Source organism: Candidatus Zixiibacteriota bacterium (assembly GCA_018820315.1).
Lineage (GTDB): Bacteria > Zixibacteria > MSB-5A5 > JAABVY01 > JAHJOQ01 > JAHJOQ01.
Genome location: JAHJOQ010000059.1, coordinates 26,193 through 43,782, shown reverse-complemented (window position 1 = coordinate 43,782; position 17,590 = coordinate 26,193). Strand labels below are relative to the sequence as shown.

The window sequence follows — 17,590 nt, the reverse complement described above, 5'->3', positions numbered from 1 at the left end:
CTGTTTCTAATATCGGTGCAAATCGACATCCTGTCAAGACGCAAAATGGACTGAGAGTATTATATTGGACTTGTCTGGCGAGTAACTGGATCAAGGAGAATCAAAATGCCGGAGGCCGGAATCGAACCGGCACAGAGCGTAAGCTCCGAGGGATTTTAAGTCCCTTGCGTCTACCTATTCCGCCACTCCGGCATTATATGTCGCAGTACACCAAGACTGCATCGCATTAGTCAGTTTGGGAGCGTTTCCCTTCAGTAATCGGAATGTAACTCCCAACCAGCGCAGCAGCAGTCGTCTTCTTTTCGGAGACAACGAATTCTGGAATCCGCCGGCCTCCAAGGGAGCAGTCTATATACCAGGTCTCGCCTATTTTCCTCATAGCCATTTTCTCTCCTAAATCGTGATGGATAAATAAACCAAATCACAATGATAGTCAATAGAGATCGTGGCAATTGATATCTGGTAGTGCATCAATCTGTAAGTCTTCAGACTAACCATGTCCAAACTCTTAGCATGCAATGTCCATTAAGTCGCGGAAGGATCAGATTTGCTCTTGCGGTTGCCCTTATACATCTCGAATTTCAACAGCCTGCATTCAATCGGCCCGTTATACATCTCAATTCGTCTTGACGTTCTCAGGCCAATACTTTTTGCTGCGACTAAATTCCCGGTGAAAACATAGGCATCATAGCCAGTGAAGTTTTTCTTGAATGCATCTCCAATGGAGCGATAAGAATTACTTATGTCGTCGACTGAAAGTCGCTCACCATATGGCGGATTGATAATCACAACAGCTGGCGGCGGAGGGGGAACCAAATCAACAATATCACTCTGTCTGAAATTAACATCGCTGCCAATCCCGGCCCGGTTGGCGTTTTCGGATGCTTCTCGGACCTGGATTGAGTTTATGTCAGAACCGACAATTGTGAAGTTCAGCTTCGGGATGATTTCCTTGCGAGCCTTTTTATAGATCATCTTGAAGAGATTCATGTCATAATCTGGCCAGTTCATGAATCCATATGCTTTCCTGGTCAGTCCCGGGGCGATGTTCCGAGCCAACAAGGCCGCCTCGATAACAATGGTTCCTGAACCGCACATAGCGTCAACAAACGAACTGGTTCTATCCCATTCAGATTGCAGTACAATCCCCGCGGCAAGCACTTCATTTAAGGGTGCTTTGCCTGGTTTGCTTCGATACCCCCGTTTGAAAAGAGGTTCGCCTGATGAGTCGATAGCGACAGTGCATTCATTTTGACATATGTAGATATTTATTCTGATGTCCGGACTCTTCAAGTCAACCGATGGCCTCTGTCCGGTCTCCTTTCGAAAACGGTCAGCAATGGCATCTTTGGCCTTCTGAGCCACATACAGGGAATTCCTGAATTGGGAGTCGCTAATGACAGCATCAACAGCAAATGTCTGATGCAAACCGAAATATTTCCCCCATTCAATGTTCAGAACTCCACGATATAACTCTTCTTCGTCAGCTGCCCTAAAGTTGCGCACTGGCTTGAGAATTCTGGTAGCCGTGCGGCACCACAGATTCGCCTCATACATCAATTGCTTATCACCGTAGAATTCAACCGACCGGTTCATCGTCCTCACATTTTGAGCTCCCAAATCAGTCAATTCCTTGGATAAAATCTCCTCTAATCCGTACAGAGTTTTGGCAACCATCCGGAAACGATGTTCTGCTTTTGTTGCATTGGCAAACATGATACAAGAAAGCAAGTGTTGCGGTAATTTCAAAGGTGAAAATCGAATCAAAGACCGAACTATGAATCAGAGGAAACGAGGGTATCAAGAATCAGCTACCAACAAACAAGTTCAGCCTCAACTTCCAAAACACAATGTCCACTATGTCTGGCAACGTACAGCTGTTTCCAGTCAGTCTAAAATGGACGATTAGATCTCGCTCGGTACTGCAGAAGGGCTATTGTGATGTTCTGTATTGCAGGAGAAGCTCAATCGCCGTCTTCATATCTCAATGTCCGTAGCTTCACTGAATTGAGGTTCAGATAAGTTCTGCCAGTATTAGCACACCAGCCTTACGACTTACTCGTTTCCCTAATATTGCACCCGTTCAATTGTCCTTCATGCTCTGCCCTGTCAGACGAAGTCTGGTGGAACCGTTGTTCGGCTTTTGAGTGGAATCGAAACCGATCAGACAATGGCCTCAGACTTACTTCTCTCGTTTCCACCCTTTACGACTCTTCCGACTTGACTGACGACGTTGGCGTGGTGGCTTCCTTGATGGCCGTTGCGCAGAAGGTTGACGTCGTGGCGGTCGACTTCTGTCTGGGGAATCGGTCGCGGGCATCCGCCTGCGCGGGGGAGGCAGGTCCGGAAGTACTGAAATAGGCAGGTCTGTTCTGATCAGTCGCTCGATACTCCTCACATCTTTCTTCTGATCGAGAGTGGCAAAAGAAACCGACCGACCGGGGAGACCAACTCGCCCGGTGCGTCCGATTCTATGGACATAGTCTTCAGTATTCGTTGGCAGATCGTAGTTGACAACCAGCTCGATTCCCGAGACATCGAGGCCTCTGGCTGCGACATCGGTCGCCACCAGCACGCGGTACTTCCCGGACTTAAAACCATCGAGCGCTTCGCGACGCTGTGATAGACTCCGATCGGAATGGATGTCCGCCGCCGTGTGCCCCATAGATCTGACTTGACGAGCGAGCTTGCGTGCGCCGTGCTTAGTCCGTGTAAATATGAGCACCGGGCCGAGATATCGATTAAGCATGACTTCGAGCAACTGCGTTTTCGCCCCTCTTTCGATGAAAAACATCTCCTGGATAATCTTCTCAGGTGCGGTTCCGGAGGGGGCAACTTCGACATGAATGGGAAATTCCATCTCGCGTCTGGCGAGAGTCATAATCTCCTCCGGAATGGTAGCCGAAAACAGCATCATCTGACGCTTCTTCGGAACGTCCGCCAAAATCCTGTTGATCTGGGGCGCAAACCCCATGTCCAGCATCCGGTCCGCCTCATCCAGAACAAGTATCTGCACGTCGGCTAGACTGACTTTCCGATGCTCGAGATGGTCAATCAGACGACCGGGCGTGGCGACGATAACACGCGGTTTCCGTTCGAGAGAGCGGAGTTGAACTGCCATTGATGCTCCGCCAATCAGTACCGTAGTGCGCAGCCCCAAAGATCGTCCGACGGAATTCAGCGCCTCGTCAACCTGAAGAGCCAGTTCACGTGTCGGGGCTAGAACGAGACCCCGTCCCTTGATCTGGGCCAGGCGCTGTATCATTGGAATACCGTAAGCGAGTGTTTTACCGGTCCCCGTTTGTGCAATTGCGATAAGATCTTTACCCTCGATAGTTATCGGTATGGACTGCCGCTGGATTGGTGTTGGTTCGGTGAACTTGAGGCGATCTATGGCATCAAGCAGACCGGGTGCAATGCCCAAACCGGTGAATCCGCTGTGAGAAGATTGGGTTTTTCTGTCAGTCAATCTGTCGTGACCCTCCGGAGCGGGGTTTCATGATTAGCTTATCAAATACAAGATGTGCTGTCTGTCGAATTGTGTGCGATAAAAACATTGAGTTCACCCGAGCAGATTACTCGCGTGGAGCATTGAAGTCAAGGTAAAACATGGATCATGGTTTCCTCTGGTATTCATGATCTTCTCCTCCAGGTCTGACAATGATGGGGATTTCTACTGCAACGACAGGTTGCAAGTGATTGCAAATTCGTCATAACCGGTAGTCTCAGGAACTGGGCTGACGTTAGCGAAGCTTCTGCCGCGTTTCTATCCGACGCACTTTGATCCATATCAGCAGCGCGAGAAACAGGAGTACAACGACCGATACAGCAAGACCGATCCTGCGAACCACATAGTCGGCCAGTAGACCATCAGCGACAACACTTGCTTGCTGGGCGAGCTTGTCACCATCAAGTGTTATGCCGGAAACACTATCTGCATTCAGTATATGCACAGCAGTCTTAGCCTCAAATAGATTCTGCGTCGCGTCCTTGAGCGTGAACAGCGCGTTGGTCACGTATAGCCCTTTTTGATCGGCATCGTCAAGCCTGGCATTCACATCATCTATCAGGCCGCTCAGCGAGTCTATTGCCATCCGCATTTGCATAGCAGCTTCTATTCCACCAGTCCCGTCTTTTGGATCGTGACACTGAAGACAGACAGAGTGCTCGCCGGCGAGCATCTCGATCGACGGCTTCGCGATTGCGTGATTGGAATGGCAGGTCTCGCAGGCACGTGCATTCATGCCCTGGAAATATTCGAAATGGGTAGATTCCTCGAAAAACGTCATGTTATTCGCGTGGCATAATCCACAAACTCGCTCAATCGAAGTGATACCCGGTGGCATTGCGCCGTGGTTACCATGGCAGCTATTGCATGCCGGAGCGCCGACATCGTGCTTCTCCAGCAACGCTACGCCATGAACGGATGAAGCATACTGCTCCATCTGATTTGTCGGAATTCCACGTCCGGCCATGTATACCGAGTCGGCGTGACAATGCGCGCACGTCGCCGGAATGTTGATTGCATACACGGATGATTTCGGATCATTGGCTGCTCTTATGTCATGCGCTCGGTGGCATGACGCACATTGCGCTACCTTCTGATCCCCCTTAAGGTTCTTCACTCCATGCATCGAGGTCAGATACTTGGAGTACTGATCTGTCGGAAGCTGCGGATTGAACGTCTTGATGTAGACAGGATCAGCGTGACACTTCGAACAGAGCTTCGGAATCTCCAACGGAGATGGTGCGCCGATGAAACCCATCTGTTTGCTCATCGCATCATCTGCGTCCTCCGCCGCTGAATCGCCACCATGACAGCCTACGCATAGCACTCCAAGGCGATTATGCACATCGTTCTCGAACGCCTCGGCCGGTGCCAGCAATTCGTCATCCAGTTGCAGGTGGCATTCGACGCAAGTATTCTTCGGCTCCTGGGCGTATGCGAACCATGGGAGCATCAATGCAATAATGATTGCAGCAAGTAAAACGATTGTATCACGCTTACACATAGCTATCTCATTCCATGGTGTATCCGAGAACTGTCATCACGATGATATAGGCAACAATCACGACACCGGCGTAAGTGAACGCCCGGCTGAGTCTCTCGCCTCTGCCCTCTCTATCGAAGAACGGCACAAACATCCAAAGCAATGCTCCAAGACCGAACATCAATATCCCGAAAAGCTCGCCCTCCATTATCAGCACATGCGCCGGAATATACTTCAACGTCTGAAACACAAACATGAAATACCATTCGGGCTTGATTCCCGCTGGTGCCGATACAAACGGATCAGCCTTCAGGCCAAGCTCCCACGGGAAGAAAACAGACAGGGCAGCCACAATTGAGAGTATGATCAGCCAAAGTGAGAAATCTCTCAGCAGGAAATTCGGGAAGAACGGTGTATGTTTCTTCTTGTCCTCCGGAAGATTCTTCCAATGGAGCGGCTCCGACATGCCGAGTCTCTGCACCAGGGTCAAGTGCATAGTGAGGAACAGGACGAATATTCCGGGCATTATGGCGACATGAATGCCGAAAAACCGCGAGAGCGTAGCGCCAGTGACATCCTCCGACCCCCGCAGAAGCTTCAGTATCGGCTCGCCAATCCCCGGTAGCGCACCGGCAATGTCAGTGCCTACCTTCGTTGCGAAGAATGCAAGCTCGTTCCACGGCAGAAGGTATCCCGAGAAACCAAAGACCATACTGAGAAAGAGAAGCACCATTCCGGAAAGCCAGGTGAGTTCGCGTGGAAAGCGATACGACTTCGTGAAGAAGACCGCGAACATGTGGATAAATGCAAAGAATATCATCAGATTGGCAGACCACGAATGGACATCTCTAATCAGCCATCCAAACGGTACTTCGGACATGATAAATCGTACAGATTCGAATGCCGAGTCAGCAGATCCCTTATAGTACATCAAAAGCAGAATGCCAGAAAACACCTGAACCATGAAAAGAAACAGGCTCACGCCACCTGTGTAGTACAAATACGAATGGCTGTGGCGCGGGACTGTCTTGTGACTGAAGAATTCTACGAGAGAATCGAGCTTGAAACGTTCGTTCAGAAAGCTATACAATCTCTGTCCGCTGCTTCCGTTATCCACGATCAACTCCGCACCGATACATAGATTTCATTGCCCTTCAGATGCACATCGAATTCTTCCAGCGGCCTCGGTGGTGGGCCGGAAATATTCTCGCCATTTGTGTTGAAACGACCATTGTGGCATGCGCAGTAGATTGCACCGAGGTCCTTTCGATACTGCACTATGCAACTCAGGTGAGTGCATGTAGCATGGAACGCCTTGAATTTGCCGTCTGCAGTATGAATAAGAATCCCTGGCTTCCGCCCGAATTTGAAAATCGACCCCGAATCGGGAGGAAAATCCTCGATGACTCCGACCTTGATACTCGATATTGCGGCTTCAGGAACCTCCTGCGGCTCAAAGAACCGTGCTGCTGGATAGAAAATGGCCGCAAGGCTCGCCAGAGTGGTGCCGCCAATCAGCCAATTCAGGAACGTCCGTCTGCCAACATCCTTCTCATTCATAGCTGAATAAACTCTAATTCATCTGCATCAATGTGCCAAGTTCTGCGACTCGCACTACGATTCGCCATATATAACAACATGCACCCTATTTGTCAATCAAATCATCTTCTTTTCTTGCGGGCAGCGCTTTCTTGATCTGATTTTTCGTTATAGTTCCGATAGGACAAAGCCCTCCGAGTCTATCGGAGGGCTTGTTCGGAAATATCATCGATCAGTGAGATCGAATCGCAGCAAACGGTGGCCCGGTGGGAGTCGCTGGAGCTCCGGTAGGATCACCATTCGCAATGAAGTTTATCGATGACTGCAGCAATGCAACTGCATAGCTCGTGTTGTGAATACCCTCAGATTTATCCTCGTGAACATACAAATAGTTGAAAACTGCGCCAGCCGAATCGGCATCGGATAGAATATAGTCTTCCGGAGGCTCGTAAGCATCGTCTTCCTCGTAATACACAAGCAGGCCTTCATCGATCAGCAGTGTCTTGAGGCTGTCAAGGAGACCTTCGATCTCATCCTGAACGCCTTCGGTTTCGTCATCCCAGTCGAAATCTGCTGTGGCTGGCCTATTATAGTCCTCAAGGTCGCTATGACATCCACTTACGTTACAGGCATTGTCTACGTTGATATCCTCATCATCCTCTTCACCGTATACCATGCGGAATGTATGCCCGCCTACATAGCGCGCCACAGGATCTGCTTTGTGGCAGTCAACGCATGCGTTAACCACAAATGTCGTGTGAGGCGAATTGGTGTATGACACGCCTTCGTACTCGTAAGCATTCTCACCCGCGAGCATATCGGACTGATTGCTATGGTGCGGACCAAAATGCTGCGACAACTCGACACCGTCAAAGACGTACGTTTCGACATTGCGTCGGCCATGGTGGCATGCCGCACAGAGATTGCCCTCACCCCCGTCAAAGATCGCACCATTGCCCAATTCAACCGCTTCCTCGGTTCTGAGAGCAAACGTCTCGTTCGTGTGGGGAGCATGGCAGGTGAAGCACCCAATCTTGGATACTGCTTGTCCATCGAAGTCCTCGCCGGTCACATTCTCAAGAAAGCCCTCGCTCGAATGGCACGGTCTGCATGACCCGCTCGATCCGCGGTCCACAGTTTCCATTATGCCATGATTCGACGTCTCCCACTGAGCACGTGCCTCGACAAGCGAAAGGTCCTGATCGGTGTGGCATCCGAAACACTGCAGTTCTGTATCGCCACCATCTTCATTCATGACAATCTTGCGTTCGCAGCCTGCAGAGATAGCAAGCAGCAGAACGAGTAGCGTGGTGGCTGCCAACTTAAGACAACGCATGGTTCCCTCCTACAATGATATATCTCTCGTAATTTTCATTTCCACGATATTGCCCGTGTAGTACTCATCGAATTGATCGGTATACAGGAAATCATCGAAGTTGAACACCGAGTATTTCACCTCCAGATGGTAGAATTCCAGAAATCTATATGCGCCGCTGAAACGAAGCGAAGACTTCACGACATCGAGATCGCGCCTGCTCTGGTAATATGTCGCACCGAATCCGACGATCGCATTGTGGCATTCGCGCGAGGTTATATCTCCGAACAATGTATGGTCCGCGAATTCGAACGTCTGCTCTTTGTTTTCGAAATCCCCCTGCGAATAAACGTATCCGCCCGTGAAATTACCATATTCAGCAATGCGGGCTTCGAGCTGACCAGTGAATCGTGTGAATTCCGACTCGCTCCCAAGCATATCGTTCGTGCGCGTGCGAGAATCAACACCAAGAGTAAGTGACCCGTTATCCCTGCAGCGATATTTCGCAGTGAATTTATGCCTGAAGTGATCTTCATCACCGACGAGTCGCACACCATCCGTCACTTCTTCTGCTCTGGTGCCAACCTCGGCCCTGAATTCGAGCGACTTAATCGGCATTAGCCAGCCAGCGAAATAGAACGAGTTACTCTGCACCTGAGCTTCAAAGTCATCGTTATAGTCCTTCTGATACCCCGCAGTCAGGTACGCAAGATGCGGCCATGTGTGTGTTGCGTACACAGCATGAGATACATTGTCGGTCTTCACAAGATCCGAGTCTGATCCGGTGCGATCGAATACAAAGCTGTATTTCACGCTGAAATTCTCCGGTAACCGTAAAGAAGCTCCACCCCACCCGCGATTCGAAGTGAGTTCGAGTCCGCTTGAGTCGTACTTAGTTGCGAATCTCCTGAAGCCTCCGAGCACAGAGACAAAATCGTACTTAGGCAAAGGGCCGCCAGCCGTGAGCAGGATGCTGGTGCAATTCTGATTGCGGCTTGCATCCTCATTATTGGTGAAATCGGATCCACGGAACTCCGCGCGGAACATCCGCCCCTCGTAGTTCACATGCGCACCACCGTTGTAGTATGTCTGCGTGTAATCCACGTCGATCGTAGCTGTGCTTGCCGCATCGAACAAGTCTACCATCTGACCCGATTTCCCGACGTATGATCCACCACCGAAGAACTTCAGATAACGATGAGGTCGCACCCACAGTTCACCCCCCGATCTGTGCCGTCTGGTAAAACTACTGCCGTCGAAGCTGTAGAATCGTCGATACTGGTTGTGATGCATGCGAACGCCGAAGAGTCCAGCCTTATCAAATCCAAGCGTCAGATTCCGGTTGTTCATTATGATGTTTGTCAGATCGGCTCGCAGCCTCAGACCGTTGTCGAATCTGTAAAGAATATCCTCGATTGATACTGTCGGATCCCCATATAGATTGAATGTGGATTGGTTGACCGACAGGTTCCCTTCTTCATCGAGGTATGTGTAACCGAGTGACAGCTTCGCGCTCCCAGAGCCTGCATTCGCAGCAGACCAACTCAGGAGGACGATCCCGCTCAGCATCACGAATATTCTGGTCAGTTTCATATCCATCCTCCTCAGTCTCCGAGAACATGACATTCAGAACAATCAAACACCATCTTAGCGCCAAGAGCCGGGTCGAGCAGCTTCTTGTTGTCAAACGAACCATGAATGTCGCTGTGACAGTCAACACAAGCGAACCTGGTCGCTATTCCGGCATGTGCGATTCTGTGCACCGGCGGTGTACCATGACACTGCAGACAAACACCGTCTCCCGGCTGCTTGAGTAAACGATCATTCGGCGATCCGTGCGGTTGATGACATTCGGTGCAACCTCCCCCCTCCACCAAGTGAGCGTACACGACCGGATGCTCATACAAGAACGGTCCTGAGAGATCGGAGTGGCAATTCTGACAGCGCCAGTCAAGCCCAACAGCCAAGAGTTGATCTTCAGTCCCATCGAGCATGTGACAATCCACGCAGCGAACGTTTCCCGATTCGAGCGGATGAGCCGACCTGCGTTTGAACTCTGCAGCAACACTTGTGTGGCACACTGCACAATAGTTGTCGCTGTCATCCTTGACAAGATGTTCGTTAACATTCGAATGAACGCTGTGGCATTCAATGCAGCCGATCTCCACCCTTCCGTGCGGATCAGATGACACCATGCTCGACTGATGAAGTGTGATGTGACAACGACTGCATAGATCAACCTGCCCGGAGAAAGAGAGCCTCGCGGCAGTTTCGATGTTCTCCGGAGAGGGATCTTCAACGTGTTCAGCCCAGCCGTCATGACAGTTGACACAACCGATTGCGATCGCAGAGGTCATATCAGTCACTTCAGTTATGCGGTGCAGGGAATTCTCAAGAGATACAGCCTTTTCATCGTGACAATTCAGACACATTGATGATGTCTCTGAGAGTTCCACTTTTGAATAGGAGTGCCCGGCGTACGCAAGTCCAGCTGAGCAGAGAAGCACTAGCGCAGGCAATGCGAGATATCGTAGCTTCATACCTTCTCCCATGGATTAGCCTATATTACTTTGACCACAAATATTGATGCGATGCCAGAAAATGTCAACTAAAACTATCGCGATACTCCTCATTGTAGACCTACGCTATCATGTTGCACCGTTTAAGATTAGCAAGTTCGCCGCTATTAGGATTATCGTCAGAAATACGAGAAAATTCATCGGCTATCAAGAGGTTTTTTGATCAAAATTTCACAAGCATGTCAGAACTGGCGTAATGGCAGGACAATCGCGCCGACCAGTGGAGCCGGAAAGTGGAATGATCGATCAGAGTAGTTAGAAGGAGAGAACCGGTTGATCCGTGACTCTTATCGTCCCCGGTAAGAACTCCGGGATGTATTCTTTCGGATACGGATTTATAGTGGTGTCAACCAGCACCAGACTCGCGACTGAACCGTTCTCCAGAATTATCGAAGTCGTGTCGACCCTGATAATCTGGTTTGGGGCAGATTCGTCCAGAGACACGAAGAGTCGCAGCATCTGACCTGAATCTGGTCCGACAGCATCTTTCTGATAGAAGGCCATACCGATTGTGATCGTTTTTGGGGTGATCGAGTCATACAGCCAGATCGGATCATTGTCAAGTAGCGTGCCGACGAAAGACATTGAGTCAATGACAAAATCTGTTCCTTCAAGCACGAACGGCAGTGTGACAGCCTGAGTCGCGGTGCTCAGTTTCGCGTACACGTCAATCACCGCCTGTGTCCCTGGTGAAGCGTCAACTGAATCAATCCAGATGAGATTACCGCCAGTTGGATCGGGATCGTCCGGCGGGTCGTTCGGACCACCTCCACGATCACTGCTGCATGTGACGCAAAGCACCAGCAACAGCAAGGAGGAGATCAGAACACGAACAAGTGATTGGCTCATGTTGAGTATGTCGGCAAAACCGTTTGCGAACTATAGCCGCGCGGCGCCGCTATCCTCCCGTCTGCAGAACGGATATTTCACCATCGATGAAGTCAGGGATGATTTCAGCACCCGCCTCACTCGTATCTATATAGATGAGGCTATGATAGGGGCCCGTGTCGAGCGAAAATGTGTCAATTGCGAGAACCTGCCCGCCTGAACTGGAATAGAGAGTGAAGTACAGGCTGGCCAGGAGCCCCTCTCCTGAGTCTACACATACTGCCGTGTCCGCAGCGGCTATCTCAATAGTGTTAGTAAAAGTATCGACCGCTCCGATTGTCAAAAAGAAGTCTCCAACTCTGCTGCCGACAAACGACACGGAGTCTATAGTAAATCCACCCCCGGAGACTCTCAATGGCACCTCAAGACCTGACAAGGGCACAAGATTCCCAAACCACACATTCACTTTCACATCATCCTGATTCGATACTGCGGAGACCCTGTCCACCCATACCAGATTTGAATTCACCTTCTCGGGATCGGTGCCCTTGTCATCACTGCCGCATCCCGCGCCAATAATAAGGAGTAACAAGAATGTTGATATGATCTCAAACCTGAAATGCCTCATAACCCAATTCTCCGTACTTACTGAATTCGGGCAACTGCATCGATTCAGTCGTTAAAGTTCATCACTCCAGAAACACGGTCTATGTCCATGACGCCCAACCTCGACAAACATCAATCAAAAAGGGGCGGCGGTAATATCGGAGGTCGCCGCGATTTCTGCGTCGACTTCTGAATCTCGATCTTTGAGATCAGAATGCTCGGCGCAACTGACGAAACCGCCACGGAGCCGGATTCAGCGCCGCAGGTGCCGTTGAACACCGCGGGGTCATCTCCGGCAGCTACCACGTTCTCGAGGATATTCAGAGGAGTGCCTATCAACTCCACACCCCTTATCAACTCCGTGTGCCTGTCGGTGACATAAACCTTCCTGACAATCACAGGTTGGCAACGCAGAGTCTGTACACCATAACCAGATGTGTTCGTTTCACCCGAGGTCAGGACCTCGAAAATGAGCCCGTACTCTTTCTCCTGCACAGTACACTCCTCTATCAGCATATCGAGAAGCTCATCATAGCCTTTTGGATCGCTGGTCGTAACTATCAGATTGCCCATTCGAGATACCGGTTTAGAGAAGATGTCGGCCCGACCATGGCCATTGGACTTTGAGAAGCCCTTTGCAGGCAATCTTGACATTAGGAAGTCCTTCAGAATTCCATCCTGCACAAGATCAACTCGCAGCGCCTTCACACCCTCCTGATCAAACTCATAATGACCGTATAGAGGAGTCCCATCGAACTCCTGCAATGTCGGATCATCATAAACAGACAGGAATTCAGGGATCACCCTCTGTCCGACTTTGCCCTTGAATGTATGCCCTTCCTGCTCGTTGCGTAGTCGGTGCCCTTCGAGGCGATGTCCGAGAGCTTCATGGAAAAACACGCCTGCTGCTTCGTTGACAATGATGGCAGGCCCGCTGTATGGATCTGCCGGCTCAGCCTCACGCAAAGCCAGAAGGTCATCAATAAGTTCTTGAATGCCATTCTCGATCTCTGCTCTGGTCGGTAGATCGGACAACGCAGAAGCCTTCCACGTGATGATATTGTCCACTTCCATCCCATCCTCACATCTCGCGTCGGCAACAGCGGAAATCGTGAAGAAATAGTCCGATATTTGCAGTCTGGTACCCTCTGTGCTCACCATGAATTGGTTTCGTAGGTTTGCAGCAAGCGTTACGCTCGAAGTAAGTATCCGCGGATACCTCTTGAACATAGCTGAAGCGCTTGTCAGTATCGTGCGCCACTCATCCCTATTGATGTCGAGCACCTTGAGGGGGTCAATCCTCACCGTTGGTTCCTCGCCCGAAAAATCATCCGGACGGTCCTCTTCCTCTACCTTGCTGATCAACTCGCCCTTCTTCTTATTGAGAGCGTCCAGCGCCTGCTTATATCTCGCATCTGTGAGAAGCCATAGCGTGTGCCTCAGCGCATCAAGGTCATCATCAAGAGGGGCTCGAGCAAGGTTCCTCGATATCCTGTCATAGTAGTCAGGGATATAGAAATACTCAGCTCCGGATGGCGTATTGTCGAAACTGTAGTCGCCGACATGAAGATCGACCGTGAGGTAACGCGAGTGAGAATCACCGTCTCCTTCAAGCGATCCATAACTAGCCGCCAGCGTTATCTGGTGTAGATCGTTCAGCGAATACGATATGAAGTACGGGCGATCGAATCCTTCAAGCTCAAGCTTATCCATTGATCGCTGGAGCTCTTCGCTCATGGCTGACATCACAGGGCTTTCAGAGCTGGCAAATAATGCGACTGTAGAAGATATGAAGACTGCAAGTACTATCAGGACATATCGGTATTTTCTAATCATCAGGGATGCTCCTCTCAGCATTGATACCTTCATATTGCAGAAACAGTTCCCGACTGTCAAGGTCAATCCGTCACGACAGCGTTCATCGCCAAGATAAATAGCCCGGGCATGTTGCGTACCCGGGCTTGGAGGAGCTGCAGAAAAGAAACGTCATCAATGCGGCAGTGTGATAACGTTTCTGAACCTATATCTTTGTCAGCCTACTTGAATTCTGCCTTTTCAAAGTCATGCCAGTCTACTTCCACTTCGTCTCCGTTGTCAAGAAAAACGATAATGCCGTTGTTGTCGGAGTCAACATCGTTTGACCCCTTCAGCACAATGTTTCTCCCCGACTTTGTCGTCACAACCGACCCGCGACGGGAACTCTTCTCTATTGACTGAATATTCGAAAATTCAACAACCACTGAACAATCATCGTAATCACCATTCAGGTGCTCCCAGGTATATGTCTCATCTTCATCCCATACGATTCTGCCGGTGAACTGCTCGCCATCCTCCGTGAACACAGTGCCGGAAATCTCCTTTCCACCATCGAATGAGTCGTACTTCGGAAGTCTGTCCAACGGAACAGGCATCAGATCGAGTTTTTCGAAGTCACTCCACGAGATATTTACGCGGCCCAGTTCGGCGCTCTTCACTCTGATACCTCTATTCTCGGAATTGACATCATTCGATCCGGACAGCCGCATCGTCTTGCCTGTCTTAAGAGTGATCAGAGCCGATGATCTCGAGCGACGTTCTATCGATTGGATCTTTTCGAATCTGATTTTGCGGTTTCGGCGACTACCTTCATCGCCATCAATGACATCCGTAGAGAGAACTTCGTCGACATCCCACTCGATCCATCCAACATACTCATCGCCCCGGCGAATTGTGACTTTCCCGTACAGGCGCTCTGCCTTGGATTCCGGCTCATTGGGCTCCTTCTGGAAATTCACTTCGTCTATATCATCCCAGTCTAGATATATCTCTCCCTCAGCCCTGTCGTCAATCACTATTTCTCTGACTCCGGAGCCGACATCAGAACCGGTCATTTCGAATTCTATTCCTGATTTCAGCACAATCAGTGCCTCACTTGACGACAGCGGCACAAGCGTTTTGATGTGGCCAAACTTAACCTCAGATTGACGAGACGATCCGATCGAATAGAAGAAGCCGTCCCGAGCAACGTCAAACAGATTGCTCCGCTTCGAAGATCTGCGCGATTTGCTGCGGTACTTCTTGCTGGATCTCTCCTTTGTCCCGTCGAGGATATCATCCCAGAATGCCTCATTCTTGTCCCATCTGATCCAACCCTCGAAATCCTCGCCGTCAACTGTGCGTATGGTGCCGTATATTCGTCCACTTTCAGCAGAGACATCGGCGGGCATGACCAAAAAGCCCAAACCGACTGCCATCAAACCGATCAGTAATGCAATTTTCATGATCTACACTCCCTCCGTACTGATTTCCTTTGGTTCAGGAAACGTGATAGCGTGATCAAAGTTGCGTTTCTTATTCTCGAAAATCGCCCGATTCCCATTTTTTGTTGAAACTCAACCGAGCCGGTACATATTTGTGGTGAATGTCGAAGTTCAAACCCGGCAGAATTCGCAGGAGGTCATCAGGTCCCGACTACCATTCGCTGTACCAAAAAGAAACGGTTGACGACCATGATTGACGGTATCAGAAATCACATCGATTCCATCATTCTGCAGGCAATCCGGAGCGCCGACCCGGGAAATGCTGTCAGAAATAAACTGTCGCGTGACGGATCAATAGTAATTGCCGGCACCAGACAGCTCGATCTCGATGACTACTCCTCGCTTTCAGTGATTGCCGGCGGCAAAGGCGCGTGTTCTATGGCTCGTGCCGCCGAGGACATCCTCGGCAGTCGAATTGCAGGCGGACTTGTCTGCACGAAACATGGATATGCCGATACCCTCAAGGTCTTGCCTGTACTTGAAGCAGGGCATCCCATACCTGACAAAATGAGCGTCAGGTGCGCCGACAGCGCCATCGAAATCGCCTCACGACTGACAAATCAGGACCTTCTGCTGGTGCTGCTGTCCGGCGGCGCATCTGCCGTTTGGTGCAGCCCAGTCCAGGGAGTCAGCCTCCAGGACAAACAAGCGGTCACCTCTTCCCTGCTTTCGTGCGGCGCAACCATCCACGAAGTGAACACGGTTCGCAAGCATCTTTCCAGAATCAAGGGAGGCCGCCTCGCAGAAGGAGCGCACCCTGCAGCAATCATCACACTTGTTCTCTCCGATGTCACCGGCGACGACCTGACATCGATTTCATCCGGACCAACGGTCCCGGACCCGAACACATTCAGAGATGCAATGGGAGTTATCGGCAGGTACGATATCGCTGCATCGATTCCTGGGAGCGCGTTGGATCACATTCAGCGTGGAGTGATCGGCGAAGCCCCCGAAACGCCAAAACCGGGAGACAGATCATTTGAGAACGACTACCAGATCATCGTAGGTTCCAACAGCATCGCGAGGGCTGCGGCCGCCGACTGCGGTCGTTCGCTCGGATACAACACTGTTGTGATTCCGGATCCGATCATCGGAGAGGCGCGCGACGCAGCTGTCAGACTCTGCGGATTGGCAGAGCAGATCGCTTCCGGCAAAGGCCTTGTCGAACCGCCCGCACTGATTGTCGCCGGCGGCGAGACGACTGTTACGATCACCGGGAATGGTAAAGGCGGGCGCAATCAGGAAATGGCGCTGGCGGCTGCTATCGAGCTCGAACGTCTGAAAAACGTCACTTTTGTGTCGTTCGGTACCGACGGCACCGATGGCCCGACAGATGCAGCAGGTGCAATCGCTGACTCAGACACCATCAGGAAGGCGAATGCAGTTGGGTTCAATGCACAAGCGTACTTAGCCAACAATGACAGTTATCACTTTTTCCAGAAGCTGGGCGACCTGATTGTCACCGGCCCGACAGGCACAAATGTCATGGATATTCAACTTGTGTTCATCGCGCCCGAGACCGGCTGACATCTGGGCATTACACGCATAGAACACAGCCGCTACGCCGATTGTAAACATGACAAGAGGAGGATAATATGTTCAGCAACCTCGAACATCGACAAGTGCTTGTACCATTGATCGCTGTGATGGCGGTGATCGCGGCAACGGCGATCTCCCGTGCTCAGACCGAGGAGCAGCTTCAGGAACGCTCACGACCGGAGATGGTGCTCATTCCGGGAGGGCAGTTCCTGATGGGAATCGATGGCGACGGCGACAACAGTCCTGTTCGCACAGTATTCATCGATTCATTCTATATTGGTAAGTACGAAGTAACAAACGCACAATACGCAGAATTCTGCAGGAAGACAGAAAGAGAGATGCCCGAATTCTGGGATATGGATGAATTCCACGGCGGCCCTGAATACGCGGAGTATCCGGTCATTGGTGCGAGTTGGGGTGATGCGAATGCGTATGCCGAATGGGCGGGCATGAGGCTGCCGACCGAGGCAGAATGGGAGTATGCAGGCCGCGGCGGTTTGGTCGGACAGAACTACACGTATGGCGATGAGCCTGATTCGTCAAGAGCAAACTTCAAGTCCGAGGGCACTGTGCCTGTCGGCAGCTATCCGGCCAATGGATTCGGCTTGCACGATATGTCCGGCAACGTTGTCGAGTGGGTGGCCGACTACTATGATCAGGATTATTACAGTTCAAGTTCTCAGAAAAATCCAGCAGGCCCGACCGACGGCAAGTTCAAAGTGATTCGCGGCGGCGGTTGGTATTCGGGACCATACTGCAACAGAGTGCACTTCCGCAATGCACTGCCGGGACAGTGGGTCGACTTTAATGTCGGCTTTCGATGTGCAAAAGACCTGCGAGGACCATCTGCCGCGAACGAAGACACGTCCGAGAAATGACTCACAAGATCGGTAA

General features: G+C 50.8%; 15 protein-coding genes and 1 tRNA gene. 2 read left to right on the top strand and 14 right to left on the bottom strand.

What is annotated here, in order from left to right; genetic code table 11:
- Positions 1–106: 106 nt before the first annotated feature.
- The 14 genes from KKH67_05180 to KKH67_05115 all read right to left on the bottom strand — a co-directional run bounded on the left by KKH67_05180 (position 107) and on the right by KKH67_05115 (position 15,118).
- Positions 107–192: transfer RNA gene (locus KKH67_05180), tRNA-Leu, on the bottom strand.
- Positions 193–226: 34 nt separating this feature from the next.
- Positions 227–385: a hypothetical protein gene (locus KKH67_05175; protein ID MBU1318574.1), complete on the bottom strand. Its 159-nt coding sequence runs from the start codon at positions 383–385 to the stop codon at positions 227–229.
- A 140-nt stretch (positions 386–525) separates the two neighbouring features.
- On the bottom strand, positions 526–1,716 hold the full coding sequence (locus KKH67_05170; protein MBU1318573.1) for a hypothetical protein: 1,191 nt from the start codon (positions 1,714–1,716) through the stop codon (positions 526–528).
- A gap of 466 nt (positions 1,717–2,182) precedes the next feature.
- Positions 2,183–3,469, bottom strand: coding sequence for a DEAD/DEAH box helicase (locus KKH67_05165; protein MBU1318572.1), 1,287 nt, complete (start codon positions 3,467–3,469; stop codon positions 2,183–2,185).
- A gap of 274 nt (positions 3,470–3,743) precedes the next feature.
- Positions 3,744–5,012, bottom strand: a complete 1,269-nt coding sequence (locus KKH67_05160; protein ID MBU1318571.1) for a cytochrome c3 family protein — start codon at positions 5,010–5,012, stop codon at positions 3,744–3,746.
- 7 nt (positions 5,013–5,019) lie between these two features.
- Positions 5,020–6,108, bottom strand: coding sequence for a cytochrome bc complex cytochrome b subunit (locus tag KKH67_05155; protein MBU1318570.1), 1,089 nt, complete (start codon positions 6,106–6,108; stop codon positions 5,020–5,022).
- 2 nt (positions 6,109–6,110) lie between these two features.
- The gene (locus tag KKH67_05150) at positions 6,111–6,551 is read right to left on the bottom strand and encodes a ubiquinol-cytochrome c reductase iron-sulfur subunit (GenBank protein ID MBU1318569.1); all 441 of its coding nucleotides are present in this window, start codon (positions 6,549–6,551) and stop codon (positions 6,111–6,113) included.
- Positions 6,552–6,762: 211 nt separating this feature from the next.
- On the bottom strand, positions 6,763–7,866 hold the full coding sequence (locus tag KKH67_05145; GenBank protein MBU1318568.1) for a hypothetical protein: 1,104 nt from the start codon (positions 7,864–7,866) through the stop codon (positions 6,763–6,765).
- Positions 7,867–7,875: 9 nt separating this feature from the next.
- The gene (locus KKH67_05140; GenBank protein MBU1318567.1) at positions 7,876–9,438 is read right to left on the bottom strand and encodes a hypothetical protein; all 1,563 of its coding nucleotides are present in this window, start codon (positions 9,436–9,438) and stop codon (positions 7,876–7,878) included.
- An 11-nt stretch (positions 9,439–9,449) separates the two neighbouring features.
- A complete protein-coding gene (locus KKH67_05135; GenBank protein ID MBU1318566.1) occupies positions 9,450–10,385 on the bottom strand; it encodes a hypothetical protein in 936 nt (311 codons plus the stop codon).
- Positions 10,386–10,679: 294 nt separating this feature from the next.
- On the bottom strand, positions 10,680–11,273 hold the full coding sequence (locus KKH67_05130; GenBank protein MBU1318565.1) for a hypothetical protein: 594 nt from the start codon (positions 11,271–11,273) through the stop codon (positions 10,680–10,682).
- A gap of 49 nt (positions 11,274–11,322) precedes the next feature.
- Positions 11,323–11,880, bottom strand: coding sequence for a hypothetical protein (locus KKH67_05125; protein ID MBU1318564.1), 558 nt, complete (start codon positions 11,878–11,880; stop codon positions 11,323–11,325).
- 110 nt (positions 11,881–11,990) lie between these two features.
- Entirely contained in the window at positions 11,991–13,694 is a 1,704-nt protein-coding gene (locus tag KKH67_05120; GenBank protein MBU1318563.1) for a TldD/PmbA family protein, read from the bottom strand.
- 200 nt (positions 13,695–13,894) lie between these two features.
- Entirely contained in the window at positions 13,895–15,118 is a 1,224-nt protein-coding gene (locus KKH67_05115; protein ID MBU1318562.1) for a hypothetical protein, read from the bottom strand.
- Between the two features lie 228 nt (positions 15,119–15,346).
- Between KKH67_05115 and KKH67_05110 the strand changes: the two genes are divergently transcribed.
- Both KKH67_05110 and KKH67_05105 read left to right on the top strand, forming a co-directional pair.
- A complete protein-coding gene (locus tag KKH67_05110; protein MBU1318561.1) occupies positions 15,347–16,684 on the top strand; it encodes a glycerate kinase in 1,338 nt (445 codons plus the stop codon).
- Positions 16,685–16,752: 68 nt separating this feature from the next.
- On the top strand, positions 16,753–17,574 hold the full coding sequence (locus tag KKH67_05105; protein MBU1318560.1) for a formylglycine-generating enzyme family protein: 822 nt from the start codon (positions 16,753–16,755) through the stop codon (positions 17,572–17,574).
- Positions 17,575–17,590 lie beyond the last annotated feature (16 nt).

Excerpts from the sequence above, each read along its gene's own strand:
- KKH67_05120 (MBU1318563.1), bottom strand. The coding sequence starts at position 13,694 with ATGATTAGAAAATACCGATATGTCCTGATAGTACTTGCAGTCTTCATA.
- KKH67_05125 (MBU1318564.1), bottom strand. The coding sequence starts at position 11,880 with ATGAGGCATTTCAGGTTTGAGATCATATCAACATTCTTGTTACTCCTT.
- KKH67_05145 (MBU1318568.1), bottom strand. The coding sequence starts at position 7,866 with ATGCGTTGTCTTAAGTTGGCAGCCACCACGCTACTCGTTCTGCTGCTT.
- KKH67_05130 (MBU1318565.1), bottom strand. The coding sequence starts at position 11,273 with ATGAGCCAATCACTTGTTCGTGTTCTGATCTCCTCCTTGCTGTTGCTG.
- KKH67_05160 (MBU1318571.1), bottom strand. The coding sequence starts at position 5,012 with ATGTGTAAGCGTGATACAATCGTTTTACTTGCTGCAATCATTATTGCA.
- KKH67_05110 (MBU1318561.1), top strand. The coding sequence starts at position 15,347 with ATGATTGACGGTATCAGAAATCACATCGATTCCATCATTCTGCAGGCA.
- KKH67_05115 (MBU1318562.1), bottom strand. The coding sequence starts at position 15,118 with ATGAAAATTGCATTACTGATCGGTTTGATGGCAGTCGGTTTGGGCTTT.
- KKH67_05135 (MBU1318566.1), bottom strand. The coding sequence starts at position 10,385 with ATGAAGCTACGATATCTCGCATTGCCTGCGCTAGTGCTTCTCTGCTCA.
- KKH67_05140 (MBU1318567.1), bottom strand. The coding sequence starts at position 9,438 with ATGAAACTGACCAGAATATTCGTGATGCTGAGCGGGATCGTCCTCCTG.
- KKH67_05105 (MBU1318560.1), top strand. The coding sequence starts at position 16,753 with ATGTTCAGCAACCTCGAACATCGACAAGTGCTTGTACCATTGATCGCT.
- KKH67_05175 (MBU1318574.1), bottom strand. The coding sequence starts at position 385 with ATGGCTATGAGGAAAATAGGCGAGACCTGGTATATAGACTGCTCCCTT.
- KKH67_05170 (MBU1318573.1), bottom strand. The coding sequence starts at position 1,716 with ATGTTTGCCAATGCAACAAAAGCAGAACATCGTTTCCGGATGGTTGCC.
- KKH67_05150 (MBU1318569.1), bottom strand. The coding sequence starts at position 6,551 with ATGAATGAGAAGGATGTTGGCAGACGGACGTTCCTGAATTGGCTGATT.